Below are 13,214 nucleotides of genomic sequence, written 5' to 3' on the forward strand. Positions count from 1 at the left end.
TCGCTTGATGCTCGACCTTTCGATAATTCTTGATGGGCTGATCTCGGCCTTCACACTGACAAACCTGTTCTACATTGTGGCCGGAGTGGCCATAGGCCAGCTCGTGGGCGCAACGCCCGGGCTCTCGATCATCATGGCCATGGCGATTGCGGTCCCGTTGACCTTCGCAATGGATACGCTTTCGGCAATCGCGTTTCTGATCTCGGTCAACAAGGGCGGCACAATCGGCGGCGCGGTGCCTTCGATCCTGCTCAATGTGCCCGGCACGCCGGAATCGGCCGCGACCGCGCTCGACGGTCATCCGATGGCCAAGAAGGGCAAGCCGCTCAAGGCGATGAAATACGGTCTGTCCTATTCTTTCGCGGGCGACCTCGGCTCGGACATCGTGCTTATCCTGATCGCCGCGCCGCTGGCACTGGTGGCATTGAAGATGGGGCCGGTGGAGATCACGGCCCTGATGATCCTCGCCTTCACCGTCATCACCGGCCTTGTCGGCGCATCGATGATCAAGGGACTGACGGCGGCGGCGATGGGCTTTTTGGCAGCGTCGATCGGGCTCGACCCCGGCAGCGCCACGCCGCGTTTCACCTTCGGAATGCTGGAACTCTACGACGGACTGCACCTGACGGCCCTCTCGATCGGTCTTCTGGCCATGAGCGAGATCCTCGGCTCGATCGCCCGCTCGAACCGGTCCCAAAGCGGCCAGTCGCCGATCAGCGTGAACCAGGGATCGAAGGCGGACCGGAGTGTCACCTGGTCCGAACTGCTGGCCAACAAATTCGTCGTGGTTCGCGCATTCGTCATCGGGACGGTCATCGGAGCGATCCCGGGTCTCGGCTCCACCACGGCCGGTTTCCTGAGCTATTCGGCGAACAAGCAGGCCGCCAAGGACCCCGAAGCCTTCGGCACCGGCGATCCGCGCGGCATCGCCGCGACGGAAACGGCCAACAGCGCCGTGGTCGGCGCGAACCTTATCCCGCTGCTGACTCTCGGCATTCCGGGAAACATTGCCGCCGCCCTGCTGGTCTCGGGCTTCATGATCCACGGCATACAGCCGGGGCCACTTCTCTTCCAGGAACAGGGTGAACTGATCTACGGGATGTTCGGCGCGATGCTCATCGCCAATTTCGCCAATCTCGCGGTCGGACAGTTCGGCATGCGGTTCTGGGCATTGATCGTGTCGGCTCCTGCCTCTGTCGTCTTCCCGGCCTCTATGCTCCTGTGTCTCGCCGGCTCCTATGTTTCGGCGGGCGGCTATTTCGGCATCTGGCTGATGATCATCACCGCCGTTTTGGGATGGCTCATGGTGGTGTTCGGCTACTCCATCGTCGCCTTTATCGTCGCGTTCATCCTGACACCGGAACTGGAGCGGGCGATCCTGCAGTCGCGCCTGCTGATCCAGGATGACTGGTCCCAGATCCTGAACCATCCGATTGCCCTCGCGCTTCTGGCCTGTGCCCTCGCTTCCATGATCTATCTGGGGCCGAAACGGCGCTCAAAACCGGTCACTCCGGGAAAGACCGAAGAGGTTTCCAGTGACACCTGACCACGAAACCACCTTCGTCTGCCTGCCGTCGGTCGGCCGGCCCGGCAGCGACATGCAGCCACTTGCCGATGCGCTGGGTAGCCGGGCGATATGTCCCGAACCGGTTACCCGCGCGCCGGTGGGTGCGACATTCGAGGATATCGCCGAAGACGCTGTCTCGGCGGCAGGAAGCGCGGAACGGGTCGTGTTCGTCGGGCATGCCTATGGTGGTCACGTCGCCCTGGCGGCGGGGGGGCTGCTCGGACGGCGAACCGCCGGGGTCGTGGTGATCGGGATCGGTGCAAGATCCTATCCGGCTGAGCTGGGCACTCTCATAGACAGGGCGGCAGATCCTTCCCGCGATCTTTCCGATCGCCGCGATGCCCTGGCAACCGGTTTTTTCGATGGTCCGGTCCCCGACACCTGGCTGACCGGATGGTCCGGAGAATTGATGGCCTACCAGCGGGCGGCCCGAAGAAATATTGCAAATCCGGACCTGCTGAAGGCCGCCGGCGCGCCGGTTCTGGACCTGATTGGCGCCAACGATCCGTTTCGTCCGCCAGCGTCTCATGGCGACCTTCGGGACGTCCTGGGCAGTCGTGTGCGCGTCGAGGTGATCGACGGCGCCAAGCATGCATTGCCGGAGGAAAGACTTGAAGACGTCACGCACGCCGTCTGCCGATGGATGGCCGACCTGGCCGGACTGGGAACGCAAGCAGGAATGAAAGAAGGTCAAGGATGAAAGAGCAGGTCTCGGTTCTGTCTGCACAGGAAGCCGGCAACGGCGAGAAGAGCAGCGCACGCATTCCGCTTCCGGGGCCGGACACATGGTCGGACGCGCAACGTGCGGTGATGGAGGCGGTCAGGAATGGTCCGAGGGGAGAAGTTGTCGGCCCCATTCGCGCCGCCATCCATAACGCCGATCTCGCCGACCGCTGGCAACGGCTTGGCGCCGTGCTGCGCTATGAAACAGTCTTCCCGCCAGCGCTCAGCGAGCTCGCCATCCTCGTGACCGCCCGCCGCTGGAACAGCGAACTGGAATGGACCATCCATGCCGACATCGCGCGCAAGAGCGGGCTGAGCGAGGCCGTTGTCGGCGCCATCCGGGACGGCCAAATGCCGGCGTTCGACGATCCCGCACAGGAGGAGGTGTACCGGTATACCTGCGAGCTTCAATCCACGGGACAGGTTTCCGACAAATGCTACGCGCCGATTGTCGACCGCTGGGGGCCGAAAGGTGTCGTCGAGCTGACCGCGATCTGCGGCTACTACGTCCTGGTCGCAATGACATTGAATGCGCATCGCATTCCTCTGCCGCCGGGCCGCAGCCCGGAACTGTTCCGCGAAGGGACAAGACCTGCGACCGAGCTGCATGAATTTCCACCTCGAGGGTCAGACCGTGTTCTATGATCCCCGAAGCCAGTCCCACGGACTTGCCCATGATCCGTGGCTGGCCCTTGTTGTGCCGCGCCCGATCGGCTGGATTTCAACCGTCTCGGCGGCAGGTGTTCCCAACCTCGCGCCCTACAGTTTCTTCAACGCGGTGTCGGCCCGTCCTCCCTTTGTAATGTTCGCGTCCGGCAAGCGGAAGGACACCTTGACCAACGCGCAGGAAACCGGCGTGTTCGCCGTGAACATGGCGGTGGCCTCCCTCTCCGGTGAGATGAACGAGACCTCGGCCGAGCTTGATCCCGACATGGACGAGTTTGCCTATGCCGGCCTGGACATGGCGCCCTGCCAGAATATCGATTGCCCGCATGTTGCCGACTCGCCGGTCGTTATTGAATGCCTGTTGAACCATGTCCACCAGCTGTCCCCTTCAAGCGGCAGGGACTGCACGACCGAGATCGCTTACGGCGAAGTCGTTGGAATACATATCGACGACAGCGTGATCAGGGACGGCCGGGTGTCGCTGTCCGGGCTCGCGCCGATCGCACGGCTTGGCTACTTGGATTTCGCGCAACTGCGTGACCCGTTCACGATGGCACGACCGACAAGCCGGGTGCGTGATGAGTGAAACGGCGTTCATTGAAACGGCAGCAGGCGCAAGGCTCTCGTTTCGCCTGGACCGCGCGGAGCCTTCAAGACCCTGGCTGGTGTTTTCCAACTCGGTCCTCACGGACATGTCCATCTGGGACGCCCAGATCGCAGCCCTGCACGGCAACTGCAACATCCTGAGATATGACCAGCAAGGGCACGGAGCCTCCTCGCTGGCCGCGGACGCCCTGTCTTTCCCGGACTACGCCGCGGATCTGCTGACTGTCATGGATGCGTGCGGTGTCTCGACATGCTGCTTTGTCGGCCTTTCGATGGGTGTCCCCACCGGGCTTGCCGCCCTGTCCGTTGCCCCCGGCCGCTTCACCGCATTCGTCGCGGTCGACGGCGTGGCCAAAAGTGCACCCGGACGCGAAGTCTTCTGGAGCGAACGGCGCAGCACGGCAGAGAGAGACGGCATGGCGACGATTGCCGCAGGAACCGTTCCGCGTTGGCTGCCCGGTGACACGGACAGCGAACGTGCCCGGCATCTCGCCGACATGATAGCCGCAACCCCGGTCAAAGGTTTCGCCGCCGCCACCCACGCGCTTCAACGCTACGATCACTCGGCCGCACTGCAGCTGCTGACTTGTCCCTTTCTCGGCATGGCGGGCGAATTGGACGGTGCCATGCCGGACGCAATGCGCACGCAATTCGGCGGGCTCGCCAACGCGGAATTCGCAAATATCCCCGATGCCGGGCATTTGCCGGGATTCCAGTGTCCGGAAGCCTTCAACCACCGTCTTCTCAGCTTTCTTCATTCCAACATGCCTGCCGCGTTCAAGGAGACCAGTTGATGCCCGGACCGCTTTCACACGTTCGAGTTCTTGATCTCAGCCGGATCATGGCAGGTCCATGGTGTGGCCAGATCCTCGCCGACCTCGGTGCGGATGTCATCAAGGTCGAACGACTGGGAGAAGGCGATGACACCAGACGCTGGGGCCCGCCTTTTCTGGCGGACAGCAACGGCAACCCGACCGGCGAGGCCGGCTATTATCTCTCCGTCAACCGCGGCAAGCGCTCGGTGGAACTCGACCTGAAGAGCGAGGAGGGCCGCGAAGCCGTTCGGCAGCTCGCCCGAACATCGGACATTCTGCTCGAGAACTTCAAGGCAGGAACACTGGACCGGATGGGGCTGGGTTATGACGAGCTGAAAGTGATCAACCCGCAACTCATCTATTGCTCGGTAACCGGTTTCGGACTGTCGGGTCCCCGTGCGAAAGACGCGGCCTACGACTTCATGATCCAGGGCCTGGGCGGACTGATGAGTGTGACGGGCGCCCCTGATGGCGAGCCCGGCGAAGGGCCACAGAAAGTGGGCGTTCCCATCGTTGACATAATGACGGGCATGTATGCTGCCGTTGGCGTTCTGGCCGCTCTGGCGAACCGGAACGTGACCGGCAAGGGGGATCACATCGATCTTGCCATGCTGGATGTCTCGGTTGCCACGCTGGCCAATCAGGCGACGAACTATCTTGTCTCGGGCCGGCCTCCCGCCCGCCGCGGCAACCGGCATCCGAACATCCAGCCGCAGAACGTTTACCCGGTTGCTGACGGGCATATCGTTCTGGCGGTCGGCAATGACGGGCAATTCCGTAAATTCGCCGGTGTGATAGGTCACCCGGCGCTGGCCGATGATCCCAGGTTCGCAACCAATGCGGCACGGGTTGAAAACCTGAAAGACCTCGAAGACGTGGTGATCTCCGCCCTGTCCGAAGGCACGGTCGCCGACTGGACCTCGGCCCTCGCCGAAGCCGGTGTGCCTTCGGGCCCGATCAACACCATCGACCGGGTCTTCGAAGAGGCCCAGGTCCGGCACCGGCAAATGTTGCGCGACATCCCCCATCCGCTGAGCGGGACACTGAAACAGGTGGTCAGCCCCCTGAATTTCCGAAATGCTCCTCTTTCCTTCGACGCGGCGCCGCCGCTCCTGGGGCAGCATACGGATGAAATCCTGTCGGCCCTCGGCCTGGGGAAAGCCCGATAATGGACAGGTTGGGCCGGCGCGCCACCAGACTTGACCTTCACAGACAGCAGGCCAGGCATGGAGCAGCTGTAAAAATCCGGAGAGTGCCGAATGAGCCGTTTTGAAACCCTGCACCTGGAGATTGCCGATTTTGTCGCGACGGTCACAATCGCCCGTCCACCGGTCAACGCCCAGAACAACCGCTTCCGCGAGGAACTCGTCGAAGTGATCGACCAGCTAGGTGACCGCAGCGATGTGCGCGCGATCATCATTACCGGTGAAGGCAAGGCCTTTTCCGCGGGAGCGGACCTGTCCGAGCGCCCGACACAGGAGCCCGGCCAGTACACCGCGCACAACCGGCGTGTGCGCGCGAGTTTCGACTGCCTGCTGGAGTGTCCCAAGCCCGTCATTGCCGCCGTGAACGGCGCAGCCATCGGGGCCGGCTGCGTGACGGCTCTTTGCTGCGATATCATCGTCGTTGCGGAAGAGGGGTTCCTGCAGATGACCGAGGTCATGGTTGGACTTGCGGGCGGCGTCGCCCATGTCCGCAGGCATTTCGGCGAGAGCGATGCCCGGTTGCTGATTTACACCGCCCGCCGCTTCTACGGAAACGACCTTCTCAGAATGAACGTCGCCTCCGCCTGTCCACCGAAGAACAACCTATTGGAAACCGCACGCGGCATTGCAGCCGACATCGCCAAGGCAAGTCCTTCCGCGATACGGGCGGCCAAGAAATCCTTTCAGGTCACCGAGGGCCTGTCGGTCTATGAGGGTTACCGCTTCGAACAGGGCCAGACCAAGATGCTTTCGACTTCGGAAGACACCGCGGAGGCTATGGCGGCGTTTCGCGAGAAACGTGCGCCGGTGTTCAAGGACTGACTTTCGGGACGTCGGAGAAGGCGGCCTTACCTGAGCTTGAATTCGATGCGCATCATGTCACCGCGATAAATGCCGTTCGCAAGCAGAATGATGTCTCCGTGCTGGTTGACGGCAACACGTTGAACCTTGGCCACGGGATCGCCTATGGAAATGTTCAGTTCATTCGAGGTGTGAAGGTCGGCAGCGCCGATTGTGACGATCTGCTTGGCATCGGTTATCGTCTGGCCTTCGATTTCCGAGACAAGCCGCATGGCCGTCACCTTGGAATAGCAGTCCTCGGGGATGTCCGGACAGATCCTCTCGTCGACGTAGATGTCCGCCAGCAGGAAAGCGACCCCGTTCCTGCTGTGCCGTCGTCTCAGGTGCCGATAGCCGGGCGCGGCATTGCCGATTTCACAGTCGTTTTTCGGAAGATCGGTGTTGCGTAGGTCCGACAGGATCTCGATGCTCGCGTCCTGGCGGGCAATCAGCATTCCAGACCAGTCGGTCTTCACTTCACACCACAGGTCCTGTTTGGGCCGCGCGCGAACGAAGGTTCCCTTGGCCCGAAACCGTTCGATCAGCCCGTCCTTTTCCAGGATATCGAGCGATTGACGAATGGTCATCGTGGCCACACCGCACTGGTCGGCCAGCTCCTTCACCGTCGGAATCTGGTCCCCAACGTCCCACTCGCCGCTTTCGATGCGCTGGCGAAACAGGCTGGCAAGCTGGATATAGCGTGAAACATTGCTTTTCTGCAGCGCCCTGACCGTCGGGTTTTCAAGCTTCACGTCCGTCAAAGAAACACCTCGTCTTGTGGGAAGAGGTGCACACTATCGAACAAGCGGCCCGTATTCAATCATATAACCTAGATCTTTACTTTTTAATGGTCTCCTCACCCGCCAAACGTCAGGTGGCCCGCGGTCAGGCTATCCCTTCCAGTCTCCCCGTCATGGACGATTGCAGTCGCCTTGACCGAGGGCCTCGATCGCCATTCAACTTCCAACGCCGCGAGGGCCGGAAAGTGGTTGCGCCAGTCGCAGTCCGGCCATCGTGCATCCATCTGGCCAAGCGCACAGACAACCGAGATCTGCCCGATCCCGAAAGGGTGTTCGCCGAGCTCGTCTGCGTCCCGCTCGAGCTGCGACATTGCCGCCCGGGTCTTCGCCAGCCAGCCATCGGTGACAGCCTCCCAGGATCCTGTTTCACGCAGCAACTCGGTGCGCCAGATCAACAGGATGTCTGCCAGGCCATCCCCAAGTGCCTGCCATCGCAGTTGCTGATACCGCGCCGGCCCGGATTTTGGGAACATGCCGCCGTCGGCCCGGTTGTCGAGATATTCACAAATCACCCTGCTGTCGAAAAGAACCTGCCCGTTCTCGATAACCAGCGCGGGGATCTTGCCCAACGGGTTATCGGCCAGAAGTTCCTGACTTGGCGGCAGGTGCAGCGCGACGGTGGCACTCGACAACTCCACGGTTTCCAGAAGCCCTGTTTCATGAAGGACGATCATGACCTTGCGCACGAACGGTGATCGCCCCGACCAGTGAAGTTTCATTCCGACCATGACCACAGCGCCTCCGTCCCTGCTGTTTCAAATGTCCCCCGGGTGGTGACCCGTTGCATGATTCAGCCCCTACGATCCGTTTCACAGGTGTTCACAGTGTCTGCCACACGGCCCGTCTTGTGCCCATACCTTTACGCACCATCGGGGCTGCCCGGTAAAGTGGTCCGCCTCGTTTCTCCTTGCTCCGAAGATCAAGGCAACTGCTGCCGGCTTGCCTGCAACAGGCATAAAATATAAAAAGCTATATGTATAGGTTATTTTCGAATTCATCACCGGTCCCACCCGGGTGGATGGTCGGCTCGCGTTCGCTCCATCCGGATTATCGGGATTGATTTCAGGGAGAAAAACATGCGTGACGCAGTGATCTGCGAACCGATCCGAACACCTGTTGGAGGCTATGGCGGTTCCTTGCGGGACGTGCCGGTGGCGGACCTTGCGTCCACCGTCCTGAAGGAACTGGTAAGACGGTCCGGCATCAAAAGCGAAGACATCGATGACGTAATTTTCGGGCAGGTCTATCCCAACTCGGAGGCCCCTGCCATTGGACGGGTAGCAGCGCTCGATGCCGGTCTTGATGTTTCGGTTCCCGGAACCCAGCTTGACCGCCGCTGCGGCTCGGGGCTTCAGGCCGTCATAACGGCCGTGATGTGCATCCAGACCGGTGCTGCCGACCTGATCGTCGCGGGCGGCGCGGAATCCATGAGCCAGGCCGAGTATTACACGATGGGGGCCCGCTGGGGCCTGCGTGGACGGGATTCGAACCTGGTCTGCCGGATCGGACGGGGCCGCGTGACCGCGGGTGGCAGGAATTATCCGGTTCCGGGAGGCATGCTTGAAACGGCGGAAAACCTGCGCCGCGAATATTCCATTTCGCGTGAGGCACAGGACAGGTACGCGGTCGCTTCACACGCCAGGGCCGTTGCGGCGCAGAAAGAGGGCAGGTTCGCAAACGAACTGGTACCCGTGACAACAAAAGGCCGGAACGGTGAACAGGTATTCGACAGGGACGAACACCCGCGTGCCGATGCGAGCCTTGCCTCATTGTCCGCGCTTCGGCCGATCCTTGGCCGCACGGACGACGAGGCTACCGTGACCGCCGGCAACGCCAGCGGTCAGAACGATGCCGCGGCTGCCTGCATCGTCACCAGCCGCGAAAAGGCGGAGGCGCTCGGCCTGAAACCCTACGCCCGCCTGGTCAGCTGGGGTCTTGCCGGGGTCGGCCCAGAACGCATGGGGATCGGACCGGTGCCCGCGGTTGAAAAGGCGCTGGACAACGCAGCGCTGACGCTCGCCGACATCGACCTGATCGAATTGAACGAGGCATTTGCCGCGCAGGTCATTGCCTGCCTGATGTCCTGGAAGATTGCCACCGACGATGCACGTCTCAACGTCAACGGCTCGGGCATTTCGCTTGGACACCCGGTCGGAGCCACCGGCGTGCGGATCCTGGCAACCATGCTGCGCGAACTGGACCGGCGCGGCGCCCGGTACGGGCTGGAAACGATGTGCATCGGAGGCGGGCAAGGTCTCGCGGCGATCTTCGAAAGGATTGCGTGACGCGAATGGCGCTGCGGTGTCGGATCGGTCTGAAGCAGCCGATCACCACGTTGATCGCCTCGTCCACAGACCGTCAGATCCTGCTAATTGAAAACGGAGAAGAACTTGCGCAAGGGCAATTGATCATCAATGGGCCCGCATCCCTGGGCGAGCATGTGCTCGTTCTAAACCAGGCCCACGAAGGCACGCGAGGCATGTTTTGGCAGGGCATCAGCCATCATGAAGACCCAGCCTATCCGCATAACAGGGGAGAAGACATCATCAAGCGCATCGGTGCCGACGATGCCTACCTGGTCGAAATGCAGAAACGCCTTCATCCGGGAGTGGTGCTGATCGTCACAGATGTGTCTCTACATCCTGATCGTCGGTCCGGTAAGGATTTTGTCATCATGGACACCGTTTGAAACTCGGCCGTGTTTCTCGTCCCGGCGCTGAATGTAACTGAAACAGGTGCACGCATCTGTTTTCACCACGCAGCGAATTTCCAGTTCGTTAAGAGCTGATTGAGCGTCGGCTTTCGGGATCTGTTTTCAAATCGTTGAACGTCCGACATGGGGACGCATATCCGCCGCCTAGCGGCATTCCGCACATAGGAAATTGCCATGTTGTGCACGGCCCCACAGCGCGCGGGACCGCACGTTTTCAAATCTCAGTATGTTCCGCTAGCTCCAGGGCGTCTTCGATGTCCACGCCCAGATACCTGACCGTGTTTTCGATCTTCGTATGCCCCAAAAGGATTTGTATGGCGCGAAGGTTGCCGGTCGCTTTGTAGATCATCGCGGCCTTGGTGCGCCGAAGCGAGTGGGTGCCATAGTCCTCACGGCGCAGTCCGATCGCGGTCACCCATTCGTCCAGCAGGCGGGCATACTGGCGAGTGCTCAAATGATTGGAATGGTCAACTCTGCTGGGGAAGGCATAGTCGTCGACTGATCCTCCTCGTCGTTCGAGCCACGCGAGCAAACTTGCTCTCACATCTGGAGTTATTTCGAATTGAACCGGACGTCCGGTCTTTTGCTGAATGACCATTGCTCGGGATCGGATTGCGGTTCCAGTGACGAGCGTTCCAATCTTCATCTTCACGAGGTCGCAGCCGCGCAGCTTGCTGTCGATTGCAAGATCAAACAACGCACGATCTCGCATGCGTCCCTCCCGATCGAGGAAGAAGCGGATTGCCCAGATCTGGCGTTGTTTCAACGGTTTCTTGACGCCGACCTTTCGACCGGCATTCCAAGCTGGGCGCCCCAATGCATTCGGATCAAATTGTGCAGTACCCATTTCAGTTCTCCTTTGACCAATGTTGGTCAATTGGAAAACACCTAAGATCAAAGTAGGGGCCGCGAACGGATTGGCACTCTTTGGAGTAAGAGTGTTGAAAGCTGCCACTCAATTTGCGTTTTCCATACGCCTTACGGTTTCGTAACACCCTCCGCCAATGTCTGGATTAGCGCGACTGCCGCGGAAATTGGCTGCAGTCGGCTCCTCGTATCCGTTCCAAGCAACAGTGCCACTTCGGCATAGGCTGCCAATGGGCTTTCCCCGTTGTCCGTCATCGAAACGATGCGCCGTCCGGAAACATGCGCGTCCATGACCGCATCAACGACATGCTGCGAATAAGGGGAAAAGGCGATTGCAAACAGGATGTCGTTGTTGCCGATGGTCGCGATCTGCGGCCCTGCCATTCCGCCCGCGAAATCTAGCAGACTGCAGGACCGTTCACCGCGAAGCAGACAATAGTGCAGGTAGTCGGCAATTGGGCGGGAGCGGCGTAAACCGGCAACATAAATATGGTTGGCATCCCTCAGAACCTGGACGGCCCTGTACAGCGTTTCGATGTCACAGTTCTGCTCAAGACCGTTCAGGCTTTCAATATGAGCGGTGATGCATCTATGCAGGTCCGCGCGGGTATCGGCAGGTGCGGCAACATCATCTTTTTCCAGTACCCGTTCACGCACCGCAGCGTTGCCTTCTATCAGCCGCTGTCGGAACACTTTCTGAAGATCCGAAAACCCCTTGAAATTAAATTCCTTTGCGAAGCGTATCAGCGTCGACGGCTGGATCTCGAGCGTCGACGCAATCACGGGCGTCGTATTCAACGCAAAGCTGTTCGGCTCCTCCAGAGACGCCCGCGCAATTCTTTGCAGGTGCGGACTGAGTTCTGAAAACCGGTCGCGAATCCGCTGCCGAAGCGCGTCAAATGTCTCGGGAGGCTGATCTGTCATGTTGTCCTAATTATCTGAATTTTCATGAGTGAATTTATTTTCAAAGTACGAGAATAAAAATTCATTGACAAGAATAGAAAAAATTTTCAATCTAATTGACATGGCGTTCAATTGATCTCGTGGAGGGGGTCGGGAGCTGCCAGTCATTGGTCCGACCGGACCGAATGAAGGGAGGAAATAATGTCCAAATCGAAATTATCGCGGCGCGCTCTGCTGGGCTCTGCAGCCGCTGCAGGCGGCCTCACCGCTTTTGCCGGCCCCTGGAAACACAATCGGGTGTGGGCCCAAGCCACGGACAGGCCGATCAAGATCGGCATCACGTCTGACGCCAGCGGACAATATGCCAACTCGGGCGCCAGCGATCGCCGGGGCATGATGATGGCTATAGCCGAAGCCAACGAGCGCGGTGGTGTTCTCGGCCGCAAGATCGAAACGATGCACATCGACACTGAGACAACCCCGGCCACCGGATCCCGTGTCGCGGAGCGTCTGATTGCCCGGGAGGAATGCGGTTTCCTGATCGGTGCTGTCAGCTCAGGCGTTGCCAACGCAATCAGCCAGGTCGCGCAGCGCAACGGGGTGATCTATTTCAACACGAATTCTTCGTCACCAACCGAAAGCGGGCAAAACTGCCATCGGGTCAAGTTCGTCTGGGACGGTAATGGCACAAATTTCGCCAAAGCCGCCGTGCGGAACTCCATGTACACCTATGGCGAAAAGGTTCTCCTGCTGACGAACGACTACGTCTGGGGGCACGATACAGCGCGTGCGACCCGCGCCCTCGTGGGCGAATACGGCGGGCAGGTCGTCGAGGAAATCCTTATACCGCAGGGCACCCGCGACTTTTCAGCGGCGCTGCTCAAGATTCAGCAAATCAATCCGGACGTTGTTGCTGCCGCCATCGGCGGCGACGACCAGATTGCACTACGCCAACAGGTCGCCCAGCTCGGAATGGGGTCGAAACCTGCCTGGATCAACAACCAGCAGGATTGGCCGGATGTCTACGGTCTGCCGCTGGACAATCTGTTCGGAGTCTTCGGCACCACCTGGTACTATGGACTTGACCTGCCCGGCGTGAAGGAATTCGTCGACCGTTATCAAGCCGTTTACCCCGACACGTCCATGCGCGTACCGGGCAACGTTTTCTACAACGGTTACATGGCCACCCGGGAGCTGATCAACGCAATCGAGCGCGCCGACTCCACCAACAACATCGCGATCATCAAGCAACTTGAAGGCCATGTGATGTCGGCGGAAGAGCGGATGCAGCACCACTTCGCCCAGATCGATCCGAACACGCACCAGGTCCAGCAAACGATCTACCTCGCGACGGCAAACGATGAGCCCAAGGACGAGAACGACATGTTCAAGATCATGACGCAGTCGGACCCCAATGAAGTGCGCGACGAAGACAGCCTCGCAGCATGCAAGCTTGAAAGCTACGAGGACACGCCGTCCTTCGACGCATGACGCTGAAACCATCGGACC

At 60.2% G+C, this 13,214-nt stretch carries 14 protein-coding genes; 10 read left to right on the forward strand and 4 right to left on the reverse strand.

Going from position 1 to position 13,214, the window contains the following annotated elements; translation table 11 throughout:
* The first annotated feature begins 7 nt into the window (after window positions 1-7).
* From O6760_RS03380 to O6760_RS03410, 7 genes are all read left to right on the forward strand, one after another.
* Window positions 8-1,546 (forward strand): tripartite tricarboxylate transporter permease, encoded by a 1,539-nt coding sequence (locus tag O6760_RS03380; RefSeq protein WP_269584074.1) that lies wholly within the window; start codon window positions 8-10, stop codon window positions 1,544-1,546.
* Window positions 1,536-2,267: an alpha/beta fold hydrolase gene (locus tag O6760_RS03385; RefSeq protein ID WP_269584075.1), complete on the forward strand. Its 732-nt coding sequence runs from the start codon at window positions 1,536-1,538 to the stop codon at window positions 2,265-2,267. Before O6760_RS03380 ends, O6760_RS03385 begins: the two co-directional genes overlap by 11 nt.
* Window positions 2,264-2,935 carry a carboxymuconolactone decarboxylase family protein gene (locus O6760_RS03390; RefSeq protein ID WP_269584076.1) on the forward strand — a complete coding sequence of 224 codons (672 nt, stop codon included), beginning with the start codon at window positions 2,264-2,266 and terminating at the stop codon, window positions 2,933-2,935. The genes O6760_RS03385 and O6760_RS03390 overlap by 4 nt, the downstream gene beginning before the upstream one ends.
* Window positions 2,925-3,542: a flavin reductase family protein gene (locus O6760_RS03395; protein ID WP_269584077.1), complete on the forward strand. Its 618-nt coding sequence runs from the start codon at window positions 2,925-2,927 to the stop codon at window positions 3,540-3,542. Before O6760_RS03390 ends, O6760_RS03395 begins: the two co-directional genes overlap by 11 nt.
* Window positions 3,535-4,356, forward strand: a complete 822-nt coding sequence (locus O6760_RS03400) for an alpha/beta fold hydrolase (RefSeq protein WP_269584078.1) — start codon at window positions 3,535-3,537, stop codon at window positions 4,354-4,356. Before O6760_RS03395 ends, O6760_RS03400 begins: the two co-directional genes overlap by 8 nt.
* Window positions 4,356-5,546 (forward strand): CaiB/BaiF CoA transferase family protein, encoded by a 1,191-nt coding sequence (locus O6760_RS03405; RefSeq protein WP_269584079.1) that lies wholly within the window; start codon window positions 4,356-4,358, stop codon window positions 5,544-5,546. Before O6760_RS03400 ends, O6760_RS03405 begins: the two co-directional genes overlap by 1 nt.
* A gap of 90 nt (window positions 5,547-5,636) precedes the next feature.
* On the forward strand, window positions 5,637-6,404 hold the full coding sequence (locus O6760_RS03410; protein WP_269584080.1) for an enoyl-CoA hydratase/isomerase family protein: 768 nt from the start codon (window positions 5,637-5,639) through the stop codon (window positions 6,402-6,404).
* A 26-nt stretch (window positions 6,405-6,430) separates the two neighbouring features.
* On the opposite strand, the gene O6760_RS03415 is transcribed toward O6760_RS03410, so the two are convergent.
* Window positions 6,431-7,174, reverse strand: coding sequence for a GntR family transcriptional regulator (locus tag O6760_RS03415; RefSeq protein WP_269586211.1), 744 nt, complete (start codon window positions 7,172-7,174; stop codon window positions 6,431-6,433).
* Window positions 7,175-7,278: 104 nt separating this feature from the next.
* Window positions 7,279-7,950, reverse strand: coding sequence for a glutathione S-transferase family protein (locus O6760_RS03420; protein WP_269584081.1), 672 nt, complete (start codon window positions 7,948-7,950; stop codon window positions 7,279-7,281).
* Window positions 7,951-8,298: 348 nt separating this feature from the next.
* Between O6760_RS03420 and O6760_RS03425 the strand changes: the two genes are divergently transcribed.
* Both O6760_RS03425 and O6760_RS03430 read left to right on the forward strand, forming a co-directional pair.
* Window positions 8,299-9,507: an acetyl-CoA C-acetyltransferase gene (locus O6760_RS03425; protein ID WP_269584082.1), complete on the forward strand. Its 1,209-nt coding sequence runs from the start codon at window positions 8,299-8,301 to the stop codon at window positions 9,505-9,507.
* On the forward strand, window positions 9,504-9,911 hold the full coding sequence (locus O6760_RS03430) for a hypothetical protein (RefSeq protein WP_269584083.1): 408 nt from the start codon (window positions 9,504-9,506) through the stop codon (window positions 9,909-9,911). The genes O6760_RS03425 and O6760_RS03430 overlap by 4 nt, the downstream gene beginning before the upstream one ends.
* Before the next feature lie 238 nt (window positions 9,912-10,149).
* Here the strand turns inward: O6760_RS03430 and O6760_RS03435 are convergent, their stop codons facing one another.
* Both O6760_RS03435 and O6760_RS03440 read right to left on the reverse strand, forming a co-directional pair.
* On the reverse strand, window positions 10,150-10,782 hold the full coding sequence (locus tag O6760_RS03435; protein WP_269584084.1) for a tyrosine-type recombinase/integrase: 633 nt from the start codon (window positions 10,780-10,782) through the stop codon (window positions 10,150-10,152).
* Between the two features lie 131 nt (window positions 10,783-10,913).
* Window positions 10,914-11,726 carry a MurR/RpiR family transcriptional regulator gene (locus tag O6760_RS03440; protein WP_269584085.1) on the reverse strand — a complete coding sequence of 271 codons (813 nt, stop codon included), beginning with the start codon at window positions 11,724-11,726 and terminating at the stop codon, window positions 10,914-10,916.
* 180 nt (window positions 11,727-11,906) lie between these two features.
* On the opposite strand from O6760_RS03440, the gene O6760_RS03445 reads away from it, so the two are divergent.
* Window positions 11,907-13,196, forward strand: a complete 1,290-nt coding sequence (locus O6760_RS03445) for an ABC transporter substrate-binding protein (RefSeq protein WP_269584086.1) — start codon at window positions 11,907-11,909, stop codon at window positions 13,194-13,196.
* Window positions 13,197-13,214: the final 18 nt, after the last annotated feature.

The organism is Roseibium sp. Sym1 (assembly GCF_027359675.1).
Taxonomy (GTDB): Bacteria; Pseudomonadota; Alphaproteobacteria; order Rhizobiales; family Stappiaceae; genus Roseibium.

Excerpts from the sequence above, each read along its gene's own strand:
- O6760_RS03400 (WP_269584078.1), top strand. The coding sequence starts at position 3,535 with ATGAGTGAAACGGCGTTCATTGAAACGGCAGCAGGCGCAAGGCTCTCG.
- O6760_RS03420 (WP_269584081.1), bottom strand. The coding sequence starts at position 7,950 with ATGGTCGGAATGAAACTTCACTGGTCGGGGCGATCACCGTTCGTGCGC.
- O6760_RS03425 (WP_269584082.1), top strand. The coding sequence starts at position 8,299 with ATGCGTGACGCAGTGATCTGCGAACCGATCCGAACACCTGTTGGAGGC.
- O6760_RS03435 (WP_269584084.1), bottom strand. The coding sequence starts at position 10,782 with ATGGGTACTGCACAATTTGATCCGAATGCATTGGGGCGCCCAGCTTGG.
- O6760_RS03380 (WP_269584074.1), top strand. The coding sequence starts at position 8 with ATGCTCGACCTTTCGATAATTCTTGATGGGCTGATCTCGGCCTTCACA.
- O6760_RS03445 (WP_269584086.1), top strand. The coding sequence starts at position 11,907 with ATGTCCAAATCGAAATTATCGCGGCGCGCTCTGCTGGGCTCTGCAGCC.
- O6760_RS03390 (WP_269584076.1), top strand. The coding sequence starts at position 2,264 with ATGAAAGAGCAGGTCTCGGTTCTGTCTGCACAGGAAGCCGGCAACGGC.
- O6760_RS03405 (WP_269584079.1), top strand. The coding sequence starts at position 4,356 with ATGCCCGGACCGCTTTCACACGTTCGAGTTCTTGATCTCAGCCGGATC.
- O6760_RS03440 (WP_269584085.1), bottom strand. The coding sequence starts at position 11,726 with ATGACAGATCAGCCTCCCGAGACATTTGACGCGCTTCGGCAGCGGATT.
- O6760_RS03410 (WP_269584080.1), top strand. The coding sequence starts at position 5,637 with ATGAGCCGTTTTGAAACCCTGCACCTGGAGATTGCCGATTTTGTCGCG.